This window comes from Nocardia vulneris, from assembly GCF_001613425.1.
GTDB lineage: Bacteria > Actinomycetota > Actinomycetes > Mycobacteriales > Mycobacteriaceae > Nocardia > Nocardia vulneris.
This window is the reverse complement of the sequence record NZ_BDCI01000007.1, coordinates 331,543-357,231: the sequence shown is the minus strand read 5'-3', so window position 1 is coordinate 357,231 and position 25,689 is coordinate 331,543. Positions and strand designations below refer to the sequence as shown.

Genomic DNA, 25,689 nt, shown 5'->3' with positions numbered 1-25,689 from the left:
CGGGTCGACATCTGTCCAGCTGTGGTCGATATGCCCGACTTTATTAACATCCGCCCGTAGCGTGGGCGATCAGTAGGCGATCCCTGCGCACCCCGGAGAGGAAATCCATGTCGCAATACCCGCCTCCAGGCCAATATCCCCCACCTCCCGGATACCCGCCGCCGGGGCAGCAACCCGGGCAGTACTGGCAGGAATCGCCGAAGGGCAAGGGACTCGCGATCACCGCGCTGGTCCTCGGCATCCTCGCGCTGCTCACCTGCTGGACCGTGGTCGGCGGCTTCCTGTTCGGTGTCTTCGCGCTCATCTTCGGCATCATCGCGGCGGTCAAGGCCCGCTCGGGCCGCGCGGGCGGTACGGGCATGGCCATCAGCGGCCTGGTGCTCGGCATCTTCGGCATGATCATCGCGGGCGTGCTCGCCGTCGTCGGCTACAGCTTCTTCGTCGACTCCGGCGGCAAGGACTTCATCGACTGCGTCAGCAAGGCGGGCAACGACCAGGCCAAGCTCGACCAGTGTGAGCGGGACTGGAACCAGAATCTCGAGGACCGGTTCAGCATCACGCTGACCCCGCCGCCCGCACCCACACCGCGCTAGGCGCACGCCCGGGTAGCGGCCAGCACCTCGCTCATCTCGCGGCGAAAGTCGCGCTCGGGCGGCGCGATCCAGTTGCGGTAGCCGGTGTGTTCGTCGGTGGGCGAGGGCAGCACGACGTGGCTGCCCGGCAGCGCGACGGACGCGCAGACCCGGAACAGGTCGGCGAACAGCGTGGTGTCGAGGTAGGAGTTGTCGGTCGGGCCGGTCAGGAAGGTCCAGCGCGACGAGCGCGGATGCGCGATGATCGGCCCCGGCCGCGACTCGGCCGACGTTTCGGTGAGTCGCGTCCGTACCCGCTGACCGAGTGCGGCGGGCATGACCACCGCGCCGACCGCGCCGACCTCGAGCATGATGCGGCCCAGCGCCGGGTCGACGATGCCGTAGAGGCCGTGGTCCTTGCGGTAGCTGCGGCAGCGGGCGAGCGCGTCCTGAATCGCGGTGTAGTCCGGGACGCCCGGATGACCGTCGGATTCGGTGCGGGACAAACTCATGACGAACCTGCCTCGATGCGGGTGGATCGTGTGAAGTGGGAGTGAATCGACCGCTGAGACCCGACCATAGTGCGGTGCGTCACTATTGACAATAGTCACACGCCGGTGCAGTGCCCGCGCGTACGATCGCCTGTCATGGCACCCGTCTCGCCAACCGTTGCCCGCTGGGAACTGGTGTTGCGACTGCGGGAGCTGCGCGAACTACGCGGGTTCGACTCGGCGGGTTTCGCCAAACGGGTCGGCTTCACCCCGGCGAATTGGTCGCATGTGGAAAAGGGCAGGCGGGTACTGACCACCAACACCATCGGTCCGGTGCTCGAACTGCTCGAGGTCGAAGCCGAGGAGCGGGCCGAGCTGCTCGCCCTGCTCGACGCGAGCAAGCAGCGCGGGTGGTGGGCCAGGTCGTCCGCGCTGATCGGCCCCGAACTACAGCGGCTGTACGGCATGGAATTCGGCGCGCAGAGCATCCGCAGCTACGACAGCCTGGTGGTGCCTGGCCTGCTGCAGACCGAGGACTACGCGCGCGCCCTGATCAGCGCCGACGTGATGATCCGCCCGGTGCAGGTGGAGCAGCTGGTCTCGATCCGGATGCGCCGACAGGAACGGCTGCGCGGCGTCGAACCGGTGCAACTCACCGCCGTGATCGGCGAGGGCACCCTGTTGCAGCAGACCGGCGGGCCCGAGGTGTTGCGCGGGCAGCTGACCCATCTGGCCGAGCTGATCGACGAGCTCGACACGGTCGAGGTGCGGGTGATCCCGTTCGCCGCCACCGCGGGTGCGGTGCTCGGCGGGTCCAGTTTCCATCTGGTCGACTTCGCGGGCGAGCAGCTGCCCACCTTCGGCTGGGCCGAGAGCGCGGTGTTCGGCGGGGCGGTCGACGACCCGGATCTGGTGCGCGATCTCAGCTTCGCTTACGTTCGCGCACAAGAACAATCGCTGGCCCGTGACGAGTCATCGACCCTGATCAGAGCCTATGCCGGCGTGTAAAATCCGGCCCATGGCCACCACTCCTACCCACCGGTCAGTTCCCACCGGCTGGTTCACCTCGACACGGTCCAACAACGGCAACCAATGTGTCGAGGTCCGTTTCGATGGTGCTGCGGTGCTCGTCCGGGACAGCAAATACCGTCGCGATCCGGCCAACCACCCCGCCGACGAGCCCGTCATCACCGTCACCGCACCCGAATGGACCGCGTTCCTGGACAGCCTGCGGGCCGGTCGGCGCATCGATGGCACCCTGATCGCCGTCACCACCGCCGAGGGACACACCACGTTGCGCCACGGCGACACCGTCCTGCACTACACCCCCGCCGAGTGGGATGCCTTCCTGCTCGGGGCGCACGACGGTGAGTTCGATCGCGTCGCGCAGACCGTCTGACCGCAGCCACCCCGCACCCCGGCCCGCCGTGGCCGGGGGGCCGACTCCCACCTGCGCACCGCCCGTCCGTGGGCATACTGGATAGCGTGACTTCCGAGCTGACCAGTCCTTCCGGTATTGATCTGTCCTATCTCGACCAGGGCGTACGGGTGCAGGACGACCTGTTCGCGCATGTCAACGGCAAATGGCTGGACGACTACGAGATCCCCGCCGACCGCGCGGTGGACGGTGCCTTCCGCACCCTGTACGACCAGGCCGAGCGTGACGTGCAGGCGATCATCGAGCGGGCCTCCGCCGAGGCCGCCGCGCCGGGCACGGACGCACGCAAGATCGGCGATCTGTTCACCAGTTTCATGGATACCGAGACGGTCGCCGCCGCGGGGCTCGTCCCGATCTCCGCCGAACTCGCCGCCATCCACGAGGTCGCCGACCGTAGCGCGTTCGCGGCCCTGCTCGGCCGGTTGCAGCGCACCGGTGTCGGTGGCGCCGTCGGTTTCTACGTGGATACCGACGACAAGAACTCCGCCCGCTACCTGGTGCAGGTCACCCAGTCCGGCCTCGGTCTGCCCGACGAGTCGTACTACCGCCAGGACGAACACGCCGAGATCCGCACGGCCTACATCGCGCACATCGGCCGCATGTTCGCCCTCGCCGCGGGCGATCCCCGGATCGCCGAACTGCTGCCGCAGGATCTGGACACCGTGGGGCAGCGGGTGTTCGAACTCGAACGCAAGCTCGCCGCCGGGCACTGGGACGTGGTGCGCCGCCGGGACGCCGAGCGCAGCTACAACTTGACCACCTTCGCCGCGCTCGTCGCCGATCACCCCGAGTTCGATTGGGCGGCATGGACTTCCGCACTGGCGGAGCACGTGACCGCGTCGGGACCCGAGGTGTTCGCCGAAGTCGTTGTCCGGCAACCGGGTTACCTGGACACCTTCGCGCAGGTGTGGGCGGCGGAGTCGCTCGCCGATTGGCAGGCCTGGGCGGCGTGGCGGCTGCTGCGTTCGCGCGCACCGTATCTCACCGACGACCTGGTCGCGGAGAACTTCGCGTTCTACGGGCGCACGCTCACCGGCGCCGAGGAGATCCGTGAGCGGTGGAAGCGCGGTGTCTCGCTGGTGCAGGACCTGCTCGGCGAGGCCGTCGGCAAACTGTATGTGGCCGAGCACTTTCCGCCCGAGGCCAAGGCCAGGATGGTGGAATTGGTCGCCAACCTGCAGGAGGCCTACCGGCGCAACATCACCCAGCTGGACTGGATGGGCGCCGACACCAGGGCGGCCGCGCTGGCCAAACTGGAGAAGTTCACCCCGAAGATCGGTTACCCGGACAAGTGGCGCGATTACTCCGATGTGCGGATCGATCCCGCCGACCTGGTCGGCAACTACCGCAGCGGCTACGCCGCCGATCACGACCGCGACCTGAACAAGCTCGGCGGCCCGGTCGACCGCGACGAATGGTTCATGACGCCGCAGACCGTGAACGCCTACTACAACCCGGGCATGAACGAGATCGTCTTCCCCGCGGCGATCCTGCAGCCGCCGTTCTTCGACATGAACGCCGACGACGCCGCCAACTACGGCGGTATCGGCGCGGTGATCGGCCACGAGATCGGGCACGGTTTCGACGATCAGGGCGCCAAGTACGACGGCGACGGCAACATGGTCGACTGGTGGACCGATGACGACCGTGCCGAATTCGGTAAGCGGACAAAGGCTTTGATCGACCAGTACAGCGTGCTCTCGCCCAAGGACCTGTCCGACGAACACACCGTGAACGGCGAATTCACCATCGGTGAGAACATCGGCGATCTCGGCGGCCTGTCCATCGCCCTGCAGGCCTACAAGATCTCCCTCGACGGCGCCGAGGCTCCGGTGCTCGACGGCCTCACCGGCCTGCAGCGCGTCTTCTACGGGTGGGCCCAGGTGTGGCGCACCAAGGCCCGCACCGAAGAAGCCATCCGCCGCCTCACCATCGACCCGCACTCCCCGCCCGAATTCCGCTGCAACGCGGTGGTCCGCAACATCGACAGCTTCCACGAAGCCTTCGACGTCACCCCCGACGACGCCCTCTACCTAGCCCCCGAGGCCCGCGTCCGCATCTGGTAGGCGGTCACCGCTCTCGCGGTAAACTCGCAGCATGAGCGCACTTCGTGACGAGCTGCACGAACTGGTCGACCAGCTACCGGACGGGGAGCTCGCGCCCGTCCTGGAGCTGGCTCGCCAGCGAGCACGCCGCAGCCGCCGGATCGCTGCCGCTGCGGCGTTGGCGGATGTGCAAGACCGGATGCGCGGAGTTACCGGCATCGAGGACGAGCTCCATCGACTCCGGGACGAGGACCGTGGCTGACAACTACCTCGTTGATAGCGCCGTCTTCCTGCGTTGGTTCATCGATCAAGACGGCTACGAGCACGCCCGTGAGGTGCAGCAGCACTTCATAGATGGAGCCATATCGTTAGAGACAGTTGATTTTGCACGAGTTGAAGTGGCGGGTGTGCTGCGCAATAAGGGACTGTTGACGAGACGGTTGACCCGCGAAGGTTTCGTCGCGGCGGTTCGAGTGATCGATGACCTAGGAGTTGTAGTGCACGAGATCACAGCCGATCGATTGGAGCTCGCAGCAGACCTGGCTGCGCGCAAACGGTTAGGAATGTACGACGCATTGTTCGCGCAGTTGGCAATCGAGCGCCGCATACCGTTGCTGACTGCCGACGCCAAGCTGTGTACCGCTCTGCTGGATGAGGTCGAGACCGAACTCCTGCGCAGCGGCGGCCGCAAAGACGATTCTGCGGGCTAGGGCAACACAGTTGAGAACGGTTAGCTACCAGAAGCTCAGAGATGCCGAACTCGCCGCTATGACGCCCGAGGAGCGGAGATCTTACGACGAGGTGTACGCGGAAGTAGGCTTGTCGATGCGAAAAGCGCAGCTCGACTACGACCGTCAGTGAGTTCTCGTCATAGGCGGTCTTCGGTGTCGGCGTCGAAGAAGAAGACGTCGTCCAGTTTGGGGCGGAGGCGGAGCTGGTCGCCGAGTGCTACCTGGAAACGGCGGTCCACTCGGGCGACCACCTTGCCGGAGCGGCTGTTCCAGTCCTCGGCCACGCCGTGGCTGTAGACGAAGGATTCGGCGCCGAGTTCCTCGAGTAGTTCGGCGGCCACGGTGAGGCCGTCGGCGTCGGTGCTGACCTCCCACGATTCCGGGCGGATGCCGACGATCACCCGATCGCCGGTTTTCGCGGTGCGCGGCAACGGGATACGCAGGTCGTCGAGTACCGCCGCCCCGTCCCGGACCGGCGCCTCCAGCAGGTTCATCCCCGGCGAACCGATGAAGCCCGCGACGAAGGTGTTCACCGGGTTGTCGTACAGCTCGCGGGGCGCGGCGATCTGCTGCAGCTTGCCGTCGAGCAGCACGGCGACCCGGTCGCCCATGGTCATCGCCTCCACCTGATCGTGGGTGACGTAGACGGTGGTGGTGCCGAGCCGCTTCTGCAACGCGGCGATCTGGGACCGGGTGCTCACGCGCAGCTTCGCGTCCAGGTTGGACAGCGGCTCGTCCATGCAGAACACCTGCGGCCTGCGCACGATCGCCCGGCCCATCGCGACCCGTTGCCGTTGTCCGCCGGACAGTTTCGCGGGTTTGCGGTCCAGCAGGTGTTCCAGCTCCAGCATCTTGGCCGCCTCCTGTACCCGGACCAGGGTGTCGGCCTTGTTCATGCCGGCGTTGCGCAACGCGAAGCCCATGTTCTGCGCGACCGTCATATTCGGGTACAGCGCGTAACTCTGGAACACCATGGCGACGTCGCGGGCGCGTGGCGGCAGCCCCGTGACGTCCTTGCCGCCGATCAGGATGCGCCCGTCCTCGACCGATTCCAGCCCGGCCAGCATGCGCAGGCTGGTCGACTTCCCGCAGCCCGAAGGGCCGACGAGGACAATGAATTCGCCGTCGGCGATGTCGATGTCCAGGCTGTCGACAGCGGGCGTCGGCGCACCGGGATACAGGTGCGTGACGCTCTCGAACTGCACGGTTGCCATCGTTGTCGGCCTTTCCTCGGATGAATCGAATTGCGCCCCAGGTCATTGCGGCGGACCGCCGGGTGCCCGCCGCCATGACGAACCAGGGGTACTACTTGGGCAGCTTCGGCGTGATCTGCCGGTCGATGATGGCCTGCAGCTGGCTGGTGACGTTGCCGAAAACCGTTGCGGGGTCGGCGTTCTGCAGGCCGATCTGTTCCAGGCCGGTGCCGATGATCTGGTCGCCGCCGGGCACGAACACGCGCGCGTAGTCCTGCGATTTGGTCAGCGGCAGCTGGTCGATGGCGACCTTCGCGTTCGGGTTCTTCGCCAGGAAGTCCTGTTCGGTAGGGTCGGTGACGGCCGACTTGCGCACCGGCATGTACCCGGTCTGCTGCGAGAAGTACGCGGTGTTCGTCGGGTTGGTGATGAACTCGATGAACTTCAGCGCGTTGATCTTGCGCTGGTCCGAGATCCGCGCCGGAATCGCCAGGCCGGCACCGCCGGTGGTGACGCCGGGCCCGTTCGGGTGCGGCAGGAAGGCGGTGCCGAACTGCAGTTTGCCTTCGGCGTTCTGCTTGATGCCCTTGAGGTCACCGGTGGACGCGATGGTCGAGGCGATGACGCCGGTGCCGAAATCGACGGCGATCTGCGGCTTGATGCCCGCGTACTTCTTGGTGTGGATCATGTCGCGGAAGAACTGGCCCGCCGCGATGGTGCCGGGGTCGGTGAACTTCAGCGTCCACTGATCGGAGTACGCGCCGCCGAAGGTCCAGTTCGGGCCCTGGAAGGTCCAGGCCAGGTAGTTCTTCGCATCGCCCCAGCCGTGCGCGAGCTTGCCGTCGCCGACCACCGACTGGATCTTGGGACCCCACTCGTCGAATTCCTGCCAGCTGTTCGGACCACGGTCGGGCAGACCGGCTTTCGCCCACACGTCCTTGTTGTAGTAGAACAGCGGCGTCGAACGCGAGTACGGCAGCGCGTAGTGCTTGCCGTTGAACAGATAGTCCGAGGCCAGCGAGTCGACGTAGTCGTCGAGCTGCACCCCCGCGGCGCCGAAGTGCGCGTCCAGCGGTTCGATGGAGCCGTTGAGCGCGTAGTTGAACCACCAGACGTCGGAGAGCACCACGACATCGGGCAGCTCGCCACCGGAGAGCGCCGCGTTGAACTTCTGCGACACCTCCTCGTAGTTCTTGCCCGCGTCGATCAGGTTCACCTTCAGGTCCGGGAACTTCTCGGTGAACCGCTTGATCAGCTCGGTTTCCTGGTCTTTCGAGCTGCCCGGGTGGTTGGACCAGAAGTTGATCGTGGTGGAGTCGCCGGACTGCTTGGACCCACCGCCGGTGCCCGCGCACGCGGTGAGCACAGCACCCGCGGCGACCGTGCCGGCCAGCCCGAGGAATCCGCGCCGGGACAGCGCGGGGAACTGAGAAGTGGACACGTGGTTTCTCCTGTTTCTAACCCTTGACCGCACCCGAGGTGAGGCCTTTGATCATGTGACGTTGCAGCGCCAGGAACACCAGCAGGATGGGCAGCATCGTGAGCAGCGTGCCCGCCATCACCGGCCCCCAGTTGGTGACGCTCGGGTTCTCGGTGTTCTGCAGCAGCGTGAGGCCCACCGGCAGCGTCGCGACCTCGGGCCCGTCCGCCATCAGGAACGGCCAGAGGTACTCGTTCCACTCGTTGACGAGGGTGACCACCGCGAACGCGACCATGGTCGGCCCGGACATCGGCAGCACCACCCGGGTGAGCAACCGCCACCAGTTGGCGCCGTCCATCCGGGCCGCCTCGATCACCTCCGAGGGCAGCGACAGGAAGTGGTTGCGCATCAGGAAGGTGCCGAAGGCGACGCCGCAGAGCGGAACGATGATGCCCACCAGCGTGTTTCGCCAGCCGAGCTGGGAGACCAGCGCGTAGTTGGAGATCACGGTGATCTGGTTCGGCACCATCAGCGCCGCGATGATCACCAGGAACACCACGTTCTTGCCCGGAAAGCGCAGGAACACCAGCCCGTACGCACTGAACACGCCGAGCACGAACTTCACCGCGGAGACGACGCCGGTGACGATCAGCGAGTTGCGCAGGAAGGTCCAGAACGGCAGCGTCGTCGTGGCGTCGGAATAGTTCTCCGGCCGCCAGCTGTGCGGCCAGTACACCGCGGGCTGCACGTAGATGTCGGGGCGTTCCTTGAACGAGGTGATGAAGATCCAGAACAGCGGCACCCCGACGATGATCAACACGCACACCATGGCCGCGTAGCCGAGCACCATGACACCGCGCTGCCGCCTGCGATACGAGCGTGTCTCTACCCCTGCGGTTTTCACTGTTCGTTCCGATCCATGACGCGAACCTGGATCAGCGTGACGACCAGCAGCACCAGGAACATGATGGTGGCGACGGTCGCGCCGTAGCCCGCCCGGAAGTTGCGGAAGGATTCCTCGTAGACCTGGAAGACCATGGTCGTCGTCCCGGTGCCGAGCGGCCCGCCGCGGGTCATCACGTTGATGATGTCGAAGACCTGCAGCGAATTCAGCAGCACGGTGATCGACAGGAAGAAGGTGGTCGGGCGCAGCTGCGGCAGCAACACCTTGGTGAAGGTGGTCCAGCGGCTCGCGCCGTCCATCTCGGCCGCCTCCATCAGCTCGGCCCGGACCCCTTGCAGCGCGGCCAGATAGATGACGAAGCTGTAGCCGAGGTTCTTCCAGATGTAGGTCACGGTGATCATGAACATCGCCCAGTGCGGGTTCTGGTAGAAGTCCGGCACCTGGTCCACGCCGATCCGGTGCAGCACGTCTTGGACCAGGCCGAAGCTCGGATCGAAGATGAACTGGAAGGCCACGCCGATCGCGGCGCCGGAGATCACGAACGGCGCGAAGATCGCCGAGCGGACCACGTTGCGCCCGAACAGCTTCCGGTCCAGCAGCAGGGCCAGCGCCAGGCCCAGCACCATGCTGCCGACCACCGCGGCCAGGGTGAACACCACGGTGTTGGTGACGATGTCCCAGGAGTCGGTGCGCCCCCACCACTCGCGGTAGTTCGCCACACCGATGAACGTGGCCACCGGATCGGAGATGTTCCAGTCGTAGAACGAGAGCCGGATGTTGTCGATCAACGGCCGGTAGACGAACAGCGTCAGCAACGCCAGATTCGGGACGACGAGCACGAGGAACAGCGCGTAGTCCTGCCAGGGTCGGCCGCGCCAGCCACGTCCACGCGGTTGGGGTAGAACTCGCTCCGGCCGCATTCGCACGTCGCGCACTCTACGGAAAGGAGCAAACAGCCGGTTAACGCTGGCCCCCGAGCTGTTGAACTTCTCGAGCACGCGCTCAGTGAATCAAACGACCAACAGAATGATCACCGATTTCCCCAAATGCACATAAAGTGCACGCTCGACGGGCCGCAAACGCAAACGAGGCGAGTCACCGGTTGCGCCAGCGCAACCTCGTGACTCGCCTCGTGCGAGAAGTGGCGGTAGCTACGGGTTCCAGTCGCCCAGGCCGTCGCTGGAGCTGAGCACCCCGCCCTGGGTGTTCTCCACGACCACCGGGTCGCCGCGCCGGGAGTTCTCCATGAACCACTTGGCGTTCTCGGTGCTCACGTTGAGGCAACCGTGGCTGGTGTTGGACTTGCCCTGCTGGCCGACCGACCACGGGGCCGCGTGCACGAAGATGCCGCTGTTGGAGATGCGGGTCGCGTACTCGACCTCGAGCTTGTAACCCTCGGGGTCGGTGGTCGGCACACCGTAGGTGGACGAATCCATGATCATCTTGGGCAGCTGCTCGCCGACGATGTAGATGCCGTTGGGGGTCTCGTGCTTGGGCTTGCCCATCGAGGTCGGCATCGTCTTCACCACCTCACCGTTGCGGGTGATGGTGATGGTGTGGGTGTTGTCGTCGGCGGTGCTGACGAACGCGTCGCCGATCTTGAAGGCGCTGCGCGTGCCGCCCGCCTCCACCTGCACGTCGATGTTGTCCGGCCAGTAGTCGTTCGGCCGCCAGCGCACCTGCTTGTCGCCGCGCCAGTAGAAGTGGCCCGGCGCCGACTTCGACGAGGTGATCTTGATGAACTTCTCGGCGAGCGCGTGGTCGGGCACCGGCTCCTTGAAGTTGATGATGATCGGCTGCGCCACCCCGACGACCTCGCCGTCGGCGATGTTGATCGACGGGGGCGCGAAGTTCGGCTGCTGCGGCGCCGGCTCGTTCGCCGACCCGGCGGACCCGGAACCGAACCCGGGGAAGGGCTCGGCGCCAGCGGGGGCGACCAGGAGGACGCCGGCCGCCGCGATCGTCGCGGACAGCAGAGCGCCCGCGCGCAACCGGCGGGACAGCTGAGCTCCCCGGCGGTGCGCGACTGGCGACCCGGTGTGCGAAGCGACATGCATAGGTTTCTCGTCCATTCCATCTCTCGCGCGCACGTATAGACGCGCGCGTGAACAAAGATCTCATTCGCCCGGGAGCCGGCAGAGCACTCCACGGGTATTGACGGCCCGACCCTGCCGTCCTTCCTACCGTCCCGGGGTGACCTGAAGCCAGTTGTCTTTCATAATGATTCGAGCAGACCGGCTGGTGTGGTAGCCGTCACATAGCCGGTCCGCCTTCATGTGGTTCAGTGAAAGTTACCGGTCACGTCGGCGAGTCCGCCGCGCCGCGGACCGCCGCTGGTAGGCCGCCGCGCCGACCCGGTCAAACATCTTCGTGACATAAATCACTCATGATGTCGAACAGAATCGGTCGATGCGGACCGGTTGCTATGTTGTGCGGCACCGAAATTGGCGGACGTCCGTGCGCATACCGTTGCGGCAGGCGCAACCGCACGTCGCCGATAATGGTGGCCAACGCAATTCGCAGTTCATAGTCCGCCAGCGCCGCGCCGACGCACCGCCGATGCCCGCCGCCGAACGGCGCGAATTCGTAGGGCCGATACCGGCGTTCGAGGAACCGCTCCGGACGGAACAGTTCGGGCGCGGACCACACCGCGGGATCCGAATGCAGCAACGGCACCGCGACCCCCATCGTGTCGCCCGTCGCCAGGGCGATCCCGCACAGCGTGCCCGGCGCGGTCAGCCTGCGCACCACGATCGGCACCGCGGGGTGCAGCCGCAGCGTCTCCTGACACACCGCGTCCAGATAGGGCAGCCGCGCCAGTTCCGCCGGATCGGCCGCCCGTCCGATGGCCCGCAGTTCCGCGCGTAGTCGTTCCAGCGTCGACGGCGCGCGATGCAGGTGATACAGCGCCCAGACCAGCGTCGTCGCGGTGGTCTCGTGCCCGGCGACGAGCAGGGTGCGCAGTTCGTCGCACAGCTCCGCGTCGGAGATCACGGTGCCGTCGTCGTACCGGGTGCTCAGCAGCAGGCCGAGCAGGTCGGTCGTGCGGCGGTGCGGATCGGCTCGCCTGCGGGCGATGTCGTCGCGGATCAACCGGTCCAGGCGGGCCCGCGCCCGCACGAACCGATCCCACGGCCCGAGGCCGAAGGCCTTGCGCCGCAACACCGGCAGCAGCATCAACGGCCCGGAGAACGCGTCGAGGAACGCGCCGATCGCGCCGACGTATTCGGTGCGGTGCCGTGCGGTGTGCACGCCGAACACGGCCGTGAGAATCACCTGCAACGTGATCGAACGCGCGGCCGCCCGCGCATCGATGCGCGCACCGGGAACCCACGCCGGGCCGGTGTCGCCCGCCAGTTCCGCGCGGGTGGCGTCCCGGATGAGCTTGCCGTATTCGCGGATCCGGGTGCTGTGGAAGGCGGGCGTGAGCAGCGCCCGATCGCGACGATGCCGCGCACCCGCGGCCAGGATCAGCGACGCCGAGCCGACCAGTGGCTCGATCGGATTGGGCCGCGGCGGTTCGACCGATTCGACCGGCACCCGGAACATTTCGCGGGCACCCGCGGCGGTACCGGTGAACAACGCCGACCCCATACCGGGAAATTCGCAATAGAGGGGGTCGCCGTCGCGCGCCCGCCGCCAGCGGAAATACCCCTCGAAATCCAGGCCCGCCCGCAGTGCGTGCCACAGCAACGGCCGTGGTCGCGGGAGCCGCGCAACCGGTATCGGCGGCGCGTGCGGGCCGGGACCAGCGGCGTCCTCTTCCATACTCATAGCAACGAAGCGGCCGTGGCCGAGGTTCGACCCGACCATGCCGGCGCCGCGGCGTGGCTCAGTCGCTCTCGTCGACCGTGACCGCGGGCTTGGCCTTGCGCACCGTGGCCCGCGTCGTCGCCGCCAACCGGGCCAGCCTGGCATCGCCGAGCGCCGTCACCGCGTTGCCGAGCCGGTTGGTGACGAACGCGATGGACATGCCCAGCTCCGGATCGGCGTAGGCCCCGGACCCGCCGACACCGTAGTGGCCGAACGCTTTTCGCGGTTGCTGCTTGGACATCAGCACCGGCCGGTGATAGCCGAGGGTGAAGCGCAGCGGCAGGCCGAGCACGTAGTCCCGGCTCTCCGCGGGCTGCACCTGGTTGATCGTCTCGATCGTCTCCGGTCGCAGGAAACGCACGGTCCGGCTGCCGCCACCGGGCTGCGGGAGTTCCACCGTGCCCTGGTTGGCGAGCGCGCCGTACATCCTGGCCAGCGCGCGGGCCGAGAAGACGCCGTTCCAGCCGGGCATCACCGCGTCGTGCACCCGCGGGTCGCGGACCAGTTCGTCGAAGCTCTCCGGCATGCCCGCCTCGGCGAGTCCGCGGATCGGCCGCACCCAGGACAGCACCGACGACGCGGTGTTCCAGCGGATCCCGGGCGGGCTCAGGTGCGGGAAGATCTTGGCGATCCGGTACCGCTCGGCTTCCGGTACCCGGAACCAGAACTCGTCGAGCCCGAGCGGTTCGGCGATCTCGCGGCGCACCACCTCGGTGAACGGATCGCCGGTCACCCGCTGCACGATCTCGGCGACCAGCCAGCCGAAGGTGATCGCGTGATAGCCGGAGGTGCGGATGCGGCGCGGGTCGGCCGGGCTCTCGGCCAGCGCGGTGACCACGGCCGCGTAGTCGAGAATGCCCTCGCGTCCGGGCACCAGGCCGCGCACCCGATGCAGCCCGGCCCGGTGCGACAGAACATCGCGCACCGTGATGTCGGCCTTGCCGTGCGCGCCGAACTCGGGCCAGTAGGTGGCCACGGGCGCGTCGTAGTCGATCAGGCCGCGCTCGGCGAGCCGGTGCACGACGGTGGAGGCGACGCCCTTGCCGGTGGAGAAGGTCAGCGCGACGGTCTCGCCGTTCCAGCGCCGGTCCTTGGCGGCCCAGCCACCCCAGATGTCGACCACCGGCCTGCCGTCGAGGTAGACGGCCAGCGCGCCGCCGCCGCGGCTGGGTTGCTCGAACATGCCGAAGAATTGGTCCGCGAGCCGGATGAAGCGCGGGTCGACCAGCATCTCCCGGGGCGCGAGGAGTTCGCCGCGCTCGGCGCGACCGTCGAAGCCGCCTGCCGCCATTGCCGAAACCATGAGGTCACCTCCTGACCACCGATCGTCGGACCGTCCCTCAGGGTAACCGCTCGTCGCCGGTCTGCCAGCGGCCCAGCGGCGTGCTGAGACAGGTGTCGCCGGTGCTCGAATTCCAGGCGAAGGCGCCGCCGCCCAGACAGACCACGCTGGTCTCGGCCGTCCGCGCGCTCGCGCGCGACCCTTCGAAGGCGACCGACACTGCCAGCACCGGCGGCCACACGGTGGACGAAACATCGTCGCGATCAATGGAACTGAGCGCGATGGCGTCCTGTCCGACGCCGATCGCCAGCGGGATGCCGCCCGAACCCTCGCCCGCGCCGACCCCGCCCGCGATACCGATGCCGAGCGCGCGGGCGCCCGCCGTGGCGTTCGCGTAACCGATACCGTCGATGCCGAGCGATTTGGCCTCACCCAGCAGGTCGGTGGCCGCCCGGCAGGCGGTCTTGCCGTCGATGACGGTGATGTCGGTCCCATGCGCCGAAGTGCATTGCACGTCGGTAGCTGAGGCGGTGCCGGATAAGGTCAGCGAGACCCCTGCCGCGGCAGTCGCGCATACGATCGCGCTGATCAGCTTCACGGACAAACTCCTCTCGCACCGAAAACACCACTGTACTCAGATCGGTTGCTAGCAGCCTGATTCCGCAGTCGGGTCGACGTGTGCGCGGTCCATGGTGTATGCATGGCGTGTATTTCAAGCACTGCTTTGCGCACTTCGAATTCTTTCCGGGGGTCCGAGTTCGAAGCACTACAGCTCGGGAGGACTGTACGTGTCTGGTCAACTGACCTGGGGTCGTGTCGCGTTTGCGACGTTGGTCGGTGTTGCCGCCCTCGTGCTGGTGGGCTGTAGCTCCACCATCAGCGGTCACGCGCAGCCCGCGGTGAACAACGGCACCATTGATGCCGTCTCGGTCACGCCCAAGCCTTCGTCCGGTAAGCCGGCGCCCACCAGTACGAACAAAGGTGGCAACACCGACTTCGAGGCGAACATCGGCGACTGCGTCACGCTCGGCGGCACCACCAGCAACGCCACCATCGCGAAGGCCTCGTGCGGCAGCCGGGCGGCCAACTACAAGGTGATCGGCAAGGCGCCCAAGAGCACGGCCTGCGTCGGCGACGCCGACAACTACTACGCCGAAACCCTCAACGGCATCGAACAGGGCGCGTACTGCCTGGATATCGACTGGGTGGTCGGCGGCTGCATGGATGTCGGCGGCGACGACCCCAAGCGGATCGACTGCACCGGCGCGACGCCGCAGAAGGGCGTCAAGGTGGTCAACCGGGTCGAAGGCGCCAGCGATGTCAGCGCCTGCGACAGCGGTTCCGGCTATGTCTACGAGGAACGGCATTTCGTGGTCTGCGTCCAGGAACTCTGACACCACCGGAATACCGCCGCTGTTCGATCCTGCGCATTATGTTGGGTCGGTGAGCACGACTGATCTCCCGCGGCTGAAATCGTCCACCGGGCGCTGGATTCTGCTCGGCACGATCCTCGGTTCGTCGGTGGCCTCGCTGGACGCCACCGTCGTGAACATCGCGCTGCCCCGGATCGGCGAATCGCTCGACACCGACGTCGCGGGCCTGCAGTGGACTCTGAACGGTTACACGCTGACCTTGGCGTCGTTCATCCTGCTCGGCGGCTCGCTGGGCGACCGGCTCGGCCGGCGCAAGGTCTTCGTCTGGGGCACCATCGGGTTCGCGCTCGCCTCGGTGCTGTGCGGCGCCGCGATGAACATCGAGATGCTGGTGTTCGCCCGGATTCTGCAGGGTGTGGCCGGGGCGATGCTGACCCCGGGCAGCCTCGCCCTGATCTCCTCGTCGATCGATCGGCGTGATCAGGGCGCGGCAATCGGTTTGTGGTCGGGCTTCGGCGGCGTCTCCGGCGCGCTCGGCCCGTTCCTCGGCGGTTGGCTGATCGAGGTCGCGGGCTGGCGCTCCATCTTCTTCATCAATGTGCCGCTCGCGGTGGTGGTCGTGCTCGTCGCACTGAAACATGTGCCGGAGAGCCGGGATCCGAACGCCGGGACCCGGTTGGACGTGCCGGGCGCCTTCGTGGTCGCGCTCGCCCTCGGCGCGCTGACCTTCGGCCTGATCGACACCATGCCGCTGCTCGTCGTCGCCGGGCTGCTGCTGCTCGCCGCGTTCGTGGTGATCGAGTTGCGCAGCGACCATCCGCTGGTGCCACCCGCGCTGTTCGCCTCGCGGGTCTTCACCGCGGCCAACCTGGTCACCCTCGCGGTGTACGCCGCGCTCGGCGGCGTGTTCTTCCTGCTGGTGCTGGAACTGCAACTGGTGGCGGGGTATTCACCGCTGATGTCGGGTGTCGCGACCGTGCCCGTCACGCTGGTCATGCTGCTGCTGTCCGCGCGGGCCGGCCGGTGGGCCCAGGTGCACGGCCCGCGCCTGCCGATGACGGTCGGTCCGTTGCTCGCCGCGGGTGGACTGGTGTTGCTGCTCCGGATCGGCCCGGACACCACGTATTTCACCGATGTGCTGCCCGGCGTGCTCGTCTTCGGGCTCGGGCTCACCGCGCTGGTCGCCCCGCTGACCGGAGCCGTGCTCGGTGCGGTGCCGCCGAGCGAGGCGGGTATCGCCTCCGGGGTGAACAATGCGGTCGCGCGCACCGCGCAACTGCTCGCCGTCGCCGCGCTGCCCGGCCTGGCCGGAATCTCCGGTGCGCTGGGCGATCCCGTCGCGTTCGACCACGGCTTCGCCAAGGCCATGTGGATCTGCGTCGGGCTGCTGGTCGCGGGTGCGGTGCTCGCCGGTGTGCTGCTGCGCTCGCCGCGGCGCCCGCCGAGCCTGGACAGCGTGGACTGCCTGCCGCAGTGCGCCGCGGCCACCGGACCCGCGCTCGCGCCGAGCGAGCGAGCGCCGCAGCCGGACGAGCGAGCGGCGCAGTGAGGGTGTGCCCGCGTCACATCTTTCGGATGTGCACGGCCGGGTAGAGCGCTACGCAGATAATCGCCGCGGTATATATCGTGAGGAAAATCAGAAACGGCGTGGAGACATGCCGGTCGATATCGTGTCGCAGGATATTGATCATCGCGATGATCGGCGGGATACACATTGCCGAAGCGGCGAGACCGTAGTTTCGGATCGCGCGGTTCGCCCGGCCTCTGAGTGCCGGATCGGTCAATACTCGATCGGACACCTCCTCACGAAAAGGGGTGTCGCGCAGACCTTGTCCACGATGGCCCTGTATCGCGGAACGTGCGACCATGAAAAGCACTGCGCTGTAGCCGATAATAATCACGTATGGAAGCATGCCGCCCCTGTTTCTTGCCGATCACGCTACGGCGTTCGTGCTCTCGATGCCGATCTCGATCGATCGTATCCACACCGTGCCGGGCCGGCGGCTCGTTACCGCTCGCCGACCCGGACGGTTGCTGGTCAGCCCTTCGGGAAGCGGATGAGTACCGCCGCCACCACCGCGATCAGCCGGTCCTTGTTCTTGATGAACTTCCAGACCACGCCGCCGAGTTCGCCGACCAGGCAACCGATGATGGCGTTCCTGGCGTAGTTGGTCCCCTGTCCGCCGTTCGAGATGTCGTCGAGGACGGAGGTCGCCACGCTGCCCAGCGCGCCTCGGGCGCACCAGGCGGCCGCGGCCAGCAGCAGCCCCGCCGCAGGCAGGGCGGCATTCCGCCGGAGTTCGGCATTGGCACTGGTGTGGGCCTGCCGGATGTCGGCGATGCCGTCCGGGCCGAGTCGCTCTTCGGCGTATTGCCGTGCCGCCGCGGAGGGTTCGAGCCGCCGCGTGGGTATCTCGAAGCGGTCCGCCTGCAGTCGGCTGTGCACGACCTGGCCGGTCGGGGCTGCGGTCGCGACGGCGGCAGAGCCGCCGGTGATCGTGATCGTGGTGGCCAGCACCAGAATGCCGGCGGTAACGCTGCGTCGGATATTCATTTTTTTCCCTGATCTTCGTTCGACGTATCTGGCTCAGGGGTCAGCACTGCAAAGTAGCTATTGCGAAACAGCATTCGTAACCGAATGAATTTCTGTGTCCCCCGATGGATGTGCGGTGCCGGCACAACTGAAGTTAGCGGACAGCCCGGCGCGCGGTAAAGGTTGTCGATCCGAAGTGGCAGTGCGACATGGCAGTACAACCGACGATGGCAGTTCGACAAAAACGGCGGCGCACCACTGTCGCAGTGGTGCGCCGCCGCGCTGTGCAGAAAACGTCAGATCGGCCGGAATCCCGCTCCGATGCCGCCGCGAGCGTTGACGTCGTCGGTGATCGTGGACATGTTGGTGCCCACCTCGGGGCCGAAGCACGCGACGGCGAGGTAGGCGTTGACCATGCCGACCAGCGTGGAGCCGACGACGACCGGCGCGCCGGAATCGCCCTCCACGACGCACATCTGACTCCAGGTCTCGGTGTTCGACCCGAACACGTCGCCCCAGCTGATGCCGCAGGTGTTGCCGGTGGTCCGGCCTTCCTTGCAGACGATCGTCGGGAACTGGGCGGGTCCGCCGAGCCCGGTGATGGTGACGTTGCCGATCCGGTTCACCGGGATCATCTTGTTCTCGTTGAATTCGAGGACGGCGTAGTCCAGATCGTGGTTGGAGTAGACGAACCGGCCGATCACGCCGGCGCCGCGGTCGGCCTCGGCGTAGACCTCGTACCCGGGTTCGCCGCAGTGCCCGGCGGTGAAGCCGACGAGGCGCCCCGCGCCGTCGCGGCCGACCGTGGTGACCGTGCACTCGAACAACTGGTCGCTGAGGGCTCCCGGCGTGTCGGAGATGATGATGCCGGAGCCGCCGCCCACGACCGGTGGGCCGGGATCGGCCTGCGCGGCCCCCGCGCCCGTCCCCAGCAGCGCCGCACCCAGGGCTACGGCGAAGGCGGCGTTGGCCACCTTGGCGAGTTTGCTGAACATGTCCCTCCAGACGTCGGAAGCCCGCACGATATCAATCTGTCGCACCCATCGTGTCAGTATTTCTGTCCGGGCGCGTCATCTACAGCAGGGTGTCCGCGTCGGTCCGGCGTCCACCCTATTTCAGGCAAATCCTCCCTTTTGTCTCTTATCGGCGCCGATAGCGACACGCTATGGAAAATCCTTTTGTTCGGTTCCTGTTTGTACTCCGGTAGTAGTGCGGTCCGTTTCGTACGGTTCCGGAATCAAAAGGTATTTTGCCTGAATATTGTCCGAATAAATTGCCCGGATGGTCCGTTCCGGCCCGTCGTTTCCCTGCCTGACCTGTCACTTGTGCCAACGTCGAGGCCCGCCCGTTTGGGCTATGCCCCAATGTCGATGTCCCACGTCATAGCGTTACGCGCACTGTGGCCGAGGTCTATGACTGCAATCACAAGAGGGTGGTGTGTTCTGGCTTACTACGTAGTAAGGTGCGTCAAGCAAACAAGTCGTCGGGGCAGCCAACCGGCGTCGAGAGGGGTTAGCCAGTGCAGTCGACCGAGAGTCCACCAACAGGGTCACGGATGAGTGATGCGGTCGATTGGACCAAGGGTTACTGGGCAGACCATCCGAAGGCTTCGCTGGAAACCTTCGGTCGCCAGATCACCATGGGGATCGCGGCGGTTGCCGAACTTTTCGTCTCGATCTTCCGTCGCCGCTTCCCTTTTCGTGAGTTCATCCGCCAGTGCGCGTTCATGTCGAGCGTCTCGGCGGCGCCCACGCTGCTCGTCGCCATTCCGATCGGTGTCATCGTATCGATCCAGGTCGGCTCGATCGCCGGACAGGTCGGTGCGACCTCCTTCATCGGCGCGGCCAACGGCCTCGGCATCATCCAGCAGGGCGCCCCCCTCGTCACCTCGCTGATGATCGCGGGCGCGGTCGGTTCCGCGGTCTGCGCCGACCTCGGCTCGCGCACCATCCGCGAAGAGATCGACGCGATGAAGGTGATGGGCGTCGACCCGATGCGCCGGCTGGTTGCTCCGCGCCTCGGCGCGGCCATGCTGGTCAGTGTGCTGCTGTGCGGCTTCGTCGTCTTCGTCGGTTTCTTGACCGGTTACATCTTCAATATTTTCGCGCAGAACGGAACGCCGGGTTCATATATCGGTACGTTCTCCTCGTTCGCCGTCACGCGTGATCTTCTTGTCGCACTGGTGAAATCGCTGATATTCGGTTTGCTCGCGGCGATCATCGCGTGCGACAACGGCCTGAATGCTCGCGGCGGCCCGGGCGGTGTGGCCAACGCGGTCAATTCGGCAGTGGTGAGTTCGGCGATCATGTTGTTCGGCGTGAACCTGATAATCACTCAGGTGTACAACGCACTGTTCCCGTCACAGGTGGTCTGAGTGTCGTCGACATACGTCCCCCCGCTGCTGCGGCCGTTCCAACAGCTTCGCAAGGGCGCGTCGGCGCCGGCGAACCTGCTCGCCAAACTGGGCCACCAGGTGTTCTTCCTGTTGCGCTCGATCGGCTCGATTCCGTTGGCGCTCAAGCACTATCCGAAGGAAGTGTGGCGGCTGCTCTCGGATGTCACCTGGGGCAACGGGAACCTGGTCGTCGGTGGCGGCACCATCGGCGTCGTGGTCATCCTCAGCGCGTTCGGCGGGATGACCGTCGGCATCCAGGGCTACAACTCGCTGAACCTGCTCGGCCTGAGCCCGATCACCGGCGCGATCTCCGCGTTCGCCACCACCCGGGAGATCGGCCCGCTGCTCGCCACGATCGCGTTCGCCGCGCAGGCGGGCTGCCGGTTCACCGCGCAGCTGGGCGCCATGCGGATCTCCGAGGAGATCGACGCGCTGGAGTCCATCGCGATCCGGCCGCTGCCCTACCTGATCAGCACCCGCATGTTCGCCGCGATGATCGCCATCATCCCGCTGTACTGCCTGGGTCTGGCGATGGCCTACATCTCCTGCTCACTGACCGTGCAACTGATCGGCGGCACCGCCAGCGGCACCTACCAGCACTACTTCTACCAATTCCTGGTACCGGGCGACGTGGTCTATTCGCTGGTGAAGGCGATCCTGTTCGTCGCGGTCACCACGTTCATCCAGTGCTACTACGGTTTCTTCGCCTCCGGCGGACCGGAGGGTGTCGGTGTCGCGGCCGGCCGGGCGATCAAGGTGTGCATCATCGCGGTCGTCTTCGCGAATCTGTTCATGACATTGGCGATCTGGGGCGTCACCGCCGGAATCCGGATCTCAGGGTAGGACGAGATGATCATTGATCCGAGTGGGCGTGGTCCCACCATGCGCCAGCTGCTCCTCGCGGGTGTCGGCGGGCTGGTCGTCTTCGCTGTCGTGCTGGCCTTTTTGATGGGTCGCTACACCGGTTACTTCGTCGACAAGGTCAACGTCGTCGCGAACCTGACCACCACCGGTGACGGGCTGCCGGAGAAGGCGGACGTCAAGTTCCGCGGCGTGCTCGTCGGCGAGGTCTCCGACGTCGAGGTCGCGGCCAAGGGCGAGCTGCAGAAGGTGCAGATCGAGATGAAGCCCGAGTTCGCGAAGGGCGTGCCGTCGAACGTCACCGCGCGGGTGGTGCCGAGCAACCTGTTCGCGGTCACCTCGGTCGAGCTGGTCTTCAACGGCCCGGCCGATCAGTTTCTGCGCGAGGGCTCGGTCATCGAGGAGGATCGCAGCGCGGGCACGCTCGCGCTGCAGGACACCCTGACCACAGTGCGCAACATCCTGGACCGGATCGATCCGATGCAGTTCGGGCGCGTGCTCGGCACGCTCTCGCAGGCGCTCGACGGCAGCGGCCGGATGCCCGGCTCGACCGTCGAACGGTTCGATCGCTGGTTGCAGTCGGTGGACGACTCCATCCCGAACCTCGGGGTGATGCTCGGTGACCTGTCCGCGTCGATGCACGCGCTGAACCAGTCCGCGCCCGAATTGCTCGACGTGCTCGGCACTTCCGTCGACACCGCACGTACCATCGCCGACCGGCGCACCGATCTCGTCGCGTTGATCACCGGCACGAGCAGCACGGTCGACACCGTGAACGATCTGTTCGCGCGCAACGGTGATGTGGGCAAGCAGGTCACCGCGGGCACGAGCGATATGTTCGGCGCGGTGGCCGCGGATCCGTCCGCGATCACCAACACGATCCTCAATCTCAGTGAGATGGTGCGCCGGATGGACACCACCTTCACCTGGGGTCCGCAACAGCAGCAGCGCTGGAACGCGGGTATCACGCTCACGCCGTACAAGCCGTACACCGTGGCCGACTGCCCGCGCTACGGCGAGCTGGCCGGACCGAGCTGTGCCACCGCGCCCGCGGTGAACGAACTGCCGCCGCTGCCGGACAAGCTGAAGCCGCGCGCGCTCGAATCGGCCGCCGGGCTGCCGCCGGTGGTCCCGATGCCGGGCCTGCCGCTGATCCCGGGTGTCACCATGCCCAACCCGGCGACCGCCGCGGGCCCGGTGGCCGGCGAGCCGCGTCCGTTCGCGGGCACGCCGCTGGAGGGTCTGTTCCCGATGCTGCCCGGACTGTTCGGACAGCAGCCCGCCCCCGCTCCGGCGCCCGCGCCGGGCCCGGTGGCGCCGGCCGCCGCACCGGCGGGCACACCGAAGGTCGGTGAGATCTCCTACCAGGGCGATGCCGCGATCACCCAGCTGCTCGGGCGGCAGCCGACCACCGCCGAATACCTGCTGTTGAGCTCGATCTTGAAGGGCGGGACCATGCACGTGGCCCAGAGCGAGGCGAGCCGATGAGCATAAAAAAGCCGCTGATCGGGTTCGGCATCTTCGCGCTCGTCTCCATCCTGGTGACGGTCGTCGTCTGGAATACCCTGGCGCGCATCGTCCAGGGCGACACCAACACCTACTCCGCGACGTTCTCCGATGTGCTCGGCTTGCACACCGGTGACGATGTCCGGATGGCCGGTGTGCGGGTCGGCAAGGTCGAGAAGATCGAGCTGAACCGCGACCCGAAGTCCAAGAAGCAGGTGGCGAAGGTGACCTTCGTCGTGCAGCGGGATCAAACCCTGTTCGACGACACCAAAGCCCTGGTGCGCTACCAGAACCTGATCGGGCAGCGCTACGTCGCGCTGGCGCCGGGCAAGGCGCCGAGCCCGGCGCAGCTGAAGAACAACGGGTCGATTCCGCTGGAGCGCACCGAGCCGTCGTTCGATGTGTCGGGACTGCTCAACGGTTTTCAGCCGCTGTTCCAGGCGCTGCAGCCCGAGCAGGTGAACCGGTTGTCCGAGACCTTCATCCAGGCCCTGCAGGGCGACGGAGTCTCGTTGAGTGCGTTCATCGTGCAGGCCGCGCAGCTGGCCACCGATTTCCAGCGGCGGGACGCGATCCTGTCCGATGTGATCGTCAACCTGTCCGGCGTGATGTCGGGGTTGGCCAAACGAGGTGATGAATTGGAGACCCTGGTGACCCAGACCCGGGCCTTGATCGGCGGGTTGTACGAGCAGGGTCAGTCGTTGCAGTCCTCGACCGTGCAGATCGCCAACGCCACCAGCTCGCTGGTGGACATGGTCGGCAACATCCAGCCGAAGCTGCAGACCGCGCAGAACTCCACCAGCGCGGCCCTCACGCTGCTGCTGAACAATGGTGCCAAGCTCGACCAGATGGCGATCGACCTGCCGAACATCGTCTCGATCGGTGGCAAGCACACCTCCGAGGGCGGTTACGCCAACGCCTACCTGTGCGGCTTGGACGTCTCGCTGTACGGCGTGCTGTTCCCGCGCGGTCTGTTCTCGCAGATCGGTGGCACTTCGCACTCGGCGGTGTGCCGCCCATGATGACCAAGCTCAAGACCAAGTTCGACAACAACCGCTACTTCTGGCTCGGCATCATCGGCGGCGCGCTCATCGTCGCGCTGCTGCTCGCCTCCAGCGCGATCAAGCTGCTCGGCGTCGGCGAGCAGTCCATCAAAGCCGAGTTCGTGCAGGCCGCGGGCATCAAGGTCGGCGACCGGGTGGCCATCGCGGGCGTGACGAGCGGCCGGGTGGACGGCGCGAAACTCGAGGGCGATCACGTGCTGCTGACGCTGAGCGTCGACAACGGGGTGAAGCTCGGGCCGGACGCGCGCGCGTCGATCAAGATGGCCACGCTGCTCGGCGCCCGGTACGTGGATCTGGAGCCCGGCGACGGCACCGGCCTGAAGGGCGGCCGAATCCCGGTGTCCAACACCGCCGTTCCGTACAACCTCGCCGATGTGGTGCAGGTCGGCACGCCGAAGTTCGAGGCGCTCGACACCAAGAAGCTGTCCGAGTCGCTGAACCTGATCAATCAGCAGATGGGCGAATCGCCGCAGCTGATGGCGCAGGCGCTCGACAGCGTCGGCGCGCTGGCCAAGGTGATGGACACCCGCCGCGACGAGGTGGACAGCCTGCTCAAGGACCTGAACCGGGTCACCCAGATCCTGGGCGACAACCGCAACAGCGTGCTGCTGGTGATCACCCAGGGCGAGGCCATCGCGAACCGGGTGATGGAGCGGCAGGGGCTGCTGCGTCAGCTGCTCGACAACGTCGCCCAGCTGACCAAGCAGCTGCAGGCGATCGGCGCGGAGAACGACAACCAGCTCGGCCCGACCATCCAGCAGCTCAACACCATGGCCGAGGGCCTGCAGAAGAACAAGGACAATCTGGACCGGTTGCTTTCGCTGATGCCGCCGACGGTGCGCTACCTGGCGAACTCCTGGGGCGGCAGCGGACCGTACGGCGACGTCGGCCTCCCGTGGCTGTTCCCGGACAACTGGTTGTGCTTCGCCAACGCGATCGAGGGGTGCCAGGGATGAGCTTCGCCAAGACCGTCAAACTCCGTTCCCTCGCCAAGCTGCTGCTGGTCAGCGCGGCCGCGCTGACCGTCGGAAGCTGCTCGCTGGTGCCGGCCTCGGTGAACAACGCGCTGGGCCAGACGATTCGGATCACCGCGGACTTCGAGAACATCGCAGGCATCTACGAGGGCAACCCGATCACCGTGCTCGGGCTCGACGTCGGCAAGGTCGAGAAGATCGTGCCGAAGGGCACCCTCGTCGAGGTGCACATGTCGATCAACAACGACGTGAAGATTCCGAAAGACGCAATGGCGGCGATCATTTCGCCGTCCATCGTGACCGACCGGCACGTCGAGCTCACCCCCGTCTACACCAAGGGCGACACGCTGGCCGACGGTGCGCACCTGCCGCTGGCCAAGACCAAGACGCCGGTCGAGCTGGACACGATGATCAAGACCATCGATCAGTTCGCCGCCGCGCTCAAGCCCGAGCCGGGCAGCGAAGGCATCGGCCCGCTCTCGGGCCGGGTGCTGTACCCGATGGTGAACGGCAACGGCGAGAAGATGCGTGACACGCTCAACGCCCTGTCCGGCGCGCTGAAGATCGGTGTGGACAACAAGGACGCGGTGTCCAACATCATCGTGAAGCTGAACGAGCTGACCACCATGCTGGCCGACAACGACCAGTCAGTGCGCGATTTCAGCAACCGGATGACCCAGCTCACCGGGCTGCTCGCGGAGCAGTCCCCCGGTCTGCAGGCGACGTTGAACCAGATCAACGACTTCCTCGCGAACACCAGCACGACCCTGGTGCAGTATCAGGACCAGCTGGCGGGTTCGATGGCCGGACTCACCAATGTCACCCAGCAGTTGCGCGACAACGCCTACGGCATCACCGAGGTCGTCGACGTGGCGCCGCTGGCCTTCCAGAACGTCGACAAGATCATGAACCGCGAGCACGGCTACGTGCGCCTGCACGCGGTCATCGGCACGGCCCTCACCGGCGACATCCTGAGCCTGTTCTGCGAACGCATCCAGATGAAGGCGGAGGGCTGCCGTACCGGGTACGGCCAGGACTTCGGGCCGGATTACGGCCTCACGGCAGCGCTGCTCGGACTGACGAAATGACGTATC

General features: G+C 66.5%; 26 protein-coding genes. 14 read left to right on the top strand and 12 right to left on the bottom strand.

The features are described 5' to 3' along the window. Window positions 1–107: 107 nt before the first annotated feature. Window positions 108–593: a DUF4190 domain-containing protein gene (locus NVU01S_RS10925; RefSeq protein ID WP_043676983.1), complete on the top strand. Its 486-nt coding sequence runs from the start codon at window positions 108–110 to the stop codon at window positions 591–593. Here the strand turns inward: NVU01S_RS10925 and NVU01S_RS10920 are convergent. Next, window positions 590–1,084 carry a hypothetical protein gene (locus NVU01S_RS10920; protein ID WP_043676986.1) on the bottom strand — a complete coding sequence of 165 codons (495 nt, stop codon included), beginning with the start codon at window positions 1,082–1,084 and terminating at the stop codon, window positions 590–592. The genes NVU01S_RS10925 and NVU01S_RS10920 overlap by 4 nt on opposite strands. A gap of 135 nt (window positions 1,085–1,219) precedes the next feature. On the opposite strand from NVU01S_RS10920, the gene NVU01S_RS10915 reads away from it, so the two are divergent. From NVU01S_RS10915 to NVU01S_RS10895, 5 genes are all read left to right on the top strand, one after another. Next, a complete protein-coding gene (locus NVU01S_RS10915; protein WP_043676987.1) occupies window positions 1,220–2,071 on the top strand; it encodes a DUF5753 domain-containing protein in 852 nt (283 codons plus the stop codon). 10 nt (window positions 2,072–2,081) lie between these two features. Next, window positions 2,082–2,462: a DUF397 domain-containing protein gene (locus NVU01S_RS10910; protein ID WP_043676988.1), complete on the top strand. Its 381-nt coding sequence runs from the start codon at window positions 2,082–2,084 to the stop codon at window positions 2,460–2,462. Between the two features lie 86 nt (window positions 2,463–2,548). Next, on the top strand, window positions 2,549–4,567 hold the full coding sequence (locus NVU01S_RS10905; RefSeq protein WP_156161784.1) for a M13 family metallopeptidase: 2,019 nt from the start codon (window positions 2,549–2,551) through the stop codon (window positions 4,565–4,567). A gap of 31 nt (window positions 4,568–4,598) precedes the next feature. Continuing rightward, window positions 4,599–4,808 (top strand): hypothetical protein, encoded by a 210-nt coding sequence (locus NVU01S_RS44160; protein ID WP_043676989.1) that lies wholly within the window; start codon window positions 4,599–4,601, stop codon window positions 4,806–4,808. Next, window positions 4,801–5,256, top strand: a complete 456-nt coding sequence (locus tag NVU01S_RS10895) for a type II toxin-antitoxin system VapC family toxin (protein WP_043676992.1) — start codon at window positions 4,801–4,803, stop codon at window positions 5,254–5,256. The genes NVU01S_RS44160 and NVU01S_RS10895 overlap by 8 nt, the downstream gene beginning before the upstream one ends. 158 nt (window positions 5,257–5,414) lie before the next feature. Here NVU01S_RS10895 and NVU01S_RS10890 read toward each other — a convergent pair whose 3' ends face one another. The 8 genes from NVU01S_RS10890 to NVU01S_RS10855 form a co-directional block, all read right to left on the bottom strand. Then, window positions 5,415–6,491, bottom strand: coding sequence for an ABC transporter ATP-binding protein (locus NVU01S_RS10890; RefSeq protein ID WP_043676994.1), 1,077 nt, complete (start codon window positions 6,489–6,491; stop codon window positions 5,415–5,417). Window positions 6,492–6,582: 91 nt separating this feature from the next. Next, on the bottom strand, window positions 6,583–7,911 hold the full coding sequence (locus NVU01S_RS10885; RefSeq protein WP_082032262.1) for an ABC transporter substrate-binding protein: 1,329 nt from the start codon (window positions 7,909–7,911) through the stop codon (window positions 6,583–6,585). 16 nt (window positions 7,912–7,927) lie between these two features. Beyond that, the gene (locus tag NVU01S_RS10880) at window positions 7,928–8,740 is read right to left on the bottom strand and encodes a carbohydrate ABC transporter permease (protein ID WP_014989189.1); all 813 of its coding nucleotides are present in this window, start codon (window positions 8,738–8,740) and stop codon (window positions 7,928–7,930) included. Window positions 8,741–8,790: 50 nt separating this feature from the next. Then, complete coding sequence (locus tag NVU01S_RS10875; RefSeq protein ID WP_175068885.1) at window positions 8,791–9,720, bottom strand: carbohydrate ABC transporter permease; 930 nt, start codon at window positions 9,718–9,720, stop codon at window positions 8,791–8,793. Between the two features lie 225 nt (window positions 9,721–9,945). Beyond that, on the bottom strand, window positions 9,946–10,866 hold the full coding sequence (locus NVU01S_RS10870) for a L,D-transpeptidase (RefSeq protein WP_014989187.1): 921 nt from the start codon (window positions 10,864–10,866) through the stop codon (window positions 9,946–9,948). Between the two features lie 286 nt (window positions 10,867–11,152). After that, a complete protein-coding gene (locus tag NVU01S_RS10865) occupies window positions 11,153–12,568 on the bottom strand; it encodes a cytochrome P450 (RefSeq protein ID WP_052281028.1) in 1,416 nt (471 codons plus the stop codon). Window positions 12,569–12,626: 58 nt separating this feature from the next. Beyond that, the gene (locus tag NVU01S_RS10860) at window positions 12,627–13,898 is read right to left on the bottom strand and encodes a serine hydrolase domain-containing protein (RefSeq protein WP_043676997.1); all 1,272 of its coding nucleotides are present in this window, start codon (window positions 13,896–13,898) and stop codon (window positions 12,627–12,629) included. 49 nt (window positions 13,899–13,947) lie between these two features. Continuing rightward, window positions 13,948–14,487, bottom strand: a complete 540-nt coding sequence (locus tag NVU01S_RS10855; RefSeq protein ID WP_043676999.1) for a DUF6764 family protein — start codon at window positions 14,485–14,487, stop codon at window positions 13,948–13,950. 190 nt (window positions 14,488–14,677) lie between these two features. On the opposite strand from NVU01S_RS10855, the gene lppU reads away from it, so the two are divergent. Together lppU and NVU01S_RS10845 are read left to right on the top strand one after the other, a co-directional pair. Further along, window positions 14,678–15,283 (top strand): LppU family putative lipoprotein, encoded by a 606-nt coding sequence (lppU, locus tag NVU01S_RS10850; RefSeq protein WP_052281029.1) that lies wholly within the window; start codon window positions 14,678–14,680, stop codon window positions 15,281–15,283. A gap of 49 nt (window positions 15,284–15,332) precedes the next feature. After that, the gene (locus NVU01S_RS10845) at window positions 15,333–16,811 is read left to right on the top strand and encodes an MFS transporter (RefSeq protein ID WP_043677001.1); all 1,479 of its coding nucleotides are present in this window, start codon (window positions 15,333–15,335) and stop codon (window positions 16,809–16,811) included. 13 nt (window positions 16,812–16,824) lie between these two features. Here NVU01S_RS10845 and NVU01S_RS10840 read toward each other — a convergent pair whose 3' ends face one another. The 3 genes from NVU01S_RS10840 to NVU01S_RS10830 all read right to left on the bottom strand — a co-directional run bounded on the left by NVU01S_RS10840 (window position 16,825) and on the right by NVU01S_RS10830 (window position 18,790). Beyond that, complete coding sequence (locus tag NVU01S_RS10840; RefSeq protein WP_156161785.1) at window positions 16,825–17,163, bottom strand: hypothetical protein; 339 nt, start codon at window positions 17,161–17,163, stop codon at window positions 16,825–16,827. A 137-nt stretch (window positions 17,164–17,300) separates the two neighbouring features. Beyond that, window positions 17,301–17,816: a hypothetical protein gene (locus NVU01S_RS10835; RefSeq protein ID WP_052281030.1), complete on the bottom strand. Its 516-nt coding sequence runs from the start codon at window positions 17,814–17,816 to the stop codon at window positions 17,301–17,303. Window positions 17,817–18,091: 275 nt separating this feature from the next. Next, window positions 18,092–18,790: a chymotrypsin family serine protease gene (locus tag NVU01S_RS10830; RefSeq protein ID WP_029897474.1), complete on the bottom strand. Its 699-nt coding sequence runs from the start codon at window positions 18,788–18,790 to the stop codon at window positions 18,092–18,094. A gap of 560 nt (window positions 18,791–19,350) precedes the next feature. Between NVU01S_RS10830 and NVU01S_RS10825 the strand changes: the two genes are divergently transcribed. From NVU01S_RS10825 to NVU01S_RS10800, 6 genes are read left to right on the top strand one after another with little or no spacing between them, the layout of a single operon-like run. Then, window positions 19,351–20,169 carry an ABC transporter permease gene (locus tag NVU01S_RS10825; protein WP_014989178.1) on the top strand — a complete coding sequence of 273 codons (819 nt, stop codon included), beginning with the start codon at window positions 19,351–19,353 and terminating at the stop codon, window positions 20,167–20,169. Next, on the top strand, window positions 20,170–21,033 hold the full coding sequence (locus NVU01S_RS10820) for an ABC transporter permease (protein ID WP_014989177.1): 864 nt from the start codon (window positions 20,170–20,172) through the stop codon (window positions 21,031–21,033). Window positions 21,034–21,039: 6 nt separating this feature from the next. Further along, on the top strand, window positions 21,040–22,539 hold the full coding sequence (locus tag NVU01S_RS10815; RefSeq protein WP_043677005.1) for an MlaD family protein: 1,500 nt from the start codon (window positions 21,040–21,042) through the stop codon (window positions 22,537–22,539). Further along, window positions 22,536–23,579: an MCE family protein gene (locus tag NVU01S_RS10810; RefSeq protein ID WP_042259164.1), complete on the top strand. Its 1,044-nt coding sequence runs from the start codon at window positions 22,536–22,538 to the stop codon at window positions 23,577–23,579. Before NVU01S_RS10815 ends, NVU01S_RS10810 begins: the two co-directional genes overlap by 4 nt. Continuing rightward, the gene (locus NVU01S_RS10805; protein WP_043677007.1) at window positions 23,579–24,577 is read left to right on the top strand and encodes an MCE family protein; all 999 of its coding nucleotides are present in this window, start codon (window positions 23,579–23,581) and stop codon (window positions 24,575–24,577) included. Before NVU01S_RS10810 ends, NVU01S_RS10805 begins: the two co-directional genes overlap by 1 nt. Further along, window positions 24,574–25,683: an MCE family protein gene (locus NVU01S_RS10800; RefSeq protein ID WP_043677009.1), complete on the top strand. Its 1,110-nt coding sequence runs from the start codon at window positions 24,574–24,576 to the stop codon at window positions 25,681–25,683. The genes NVU01S_RS10805 and NVU01S_RS10800 overlap by 4 nt, the downstream gene beginning before the upstream one ends. Window positions 25,684–25,689 lie beyond the last annotated feature (6 nt).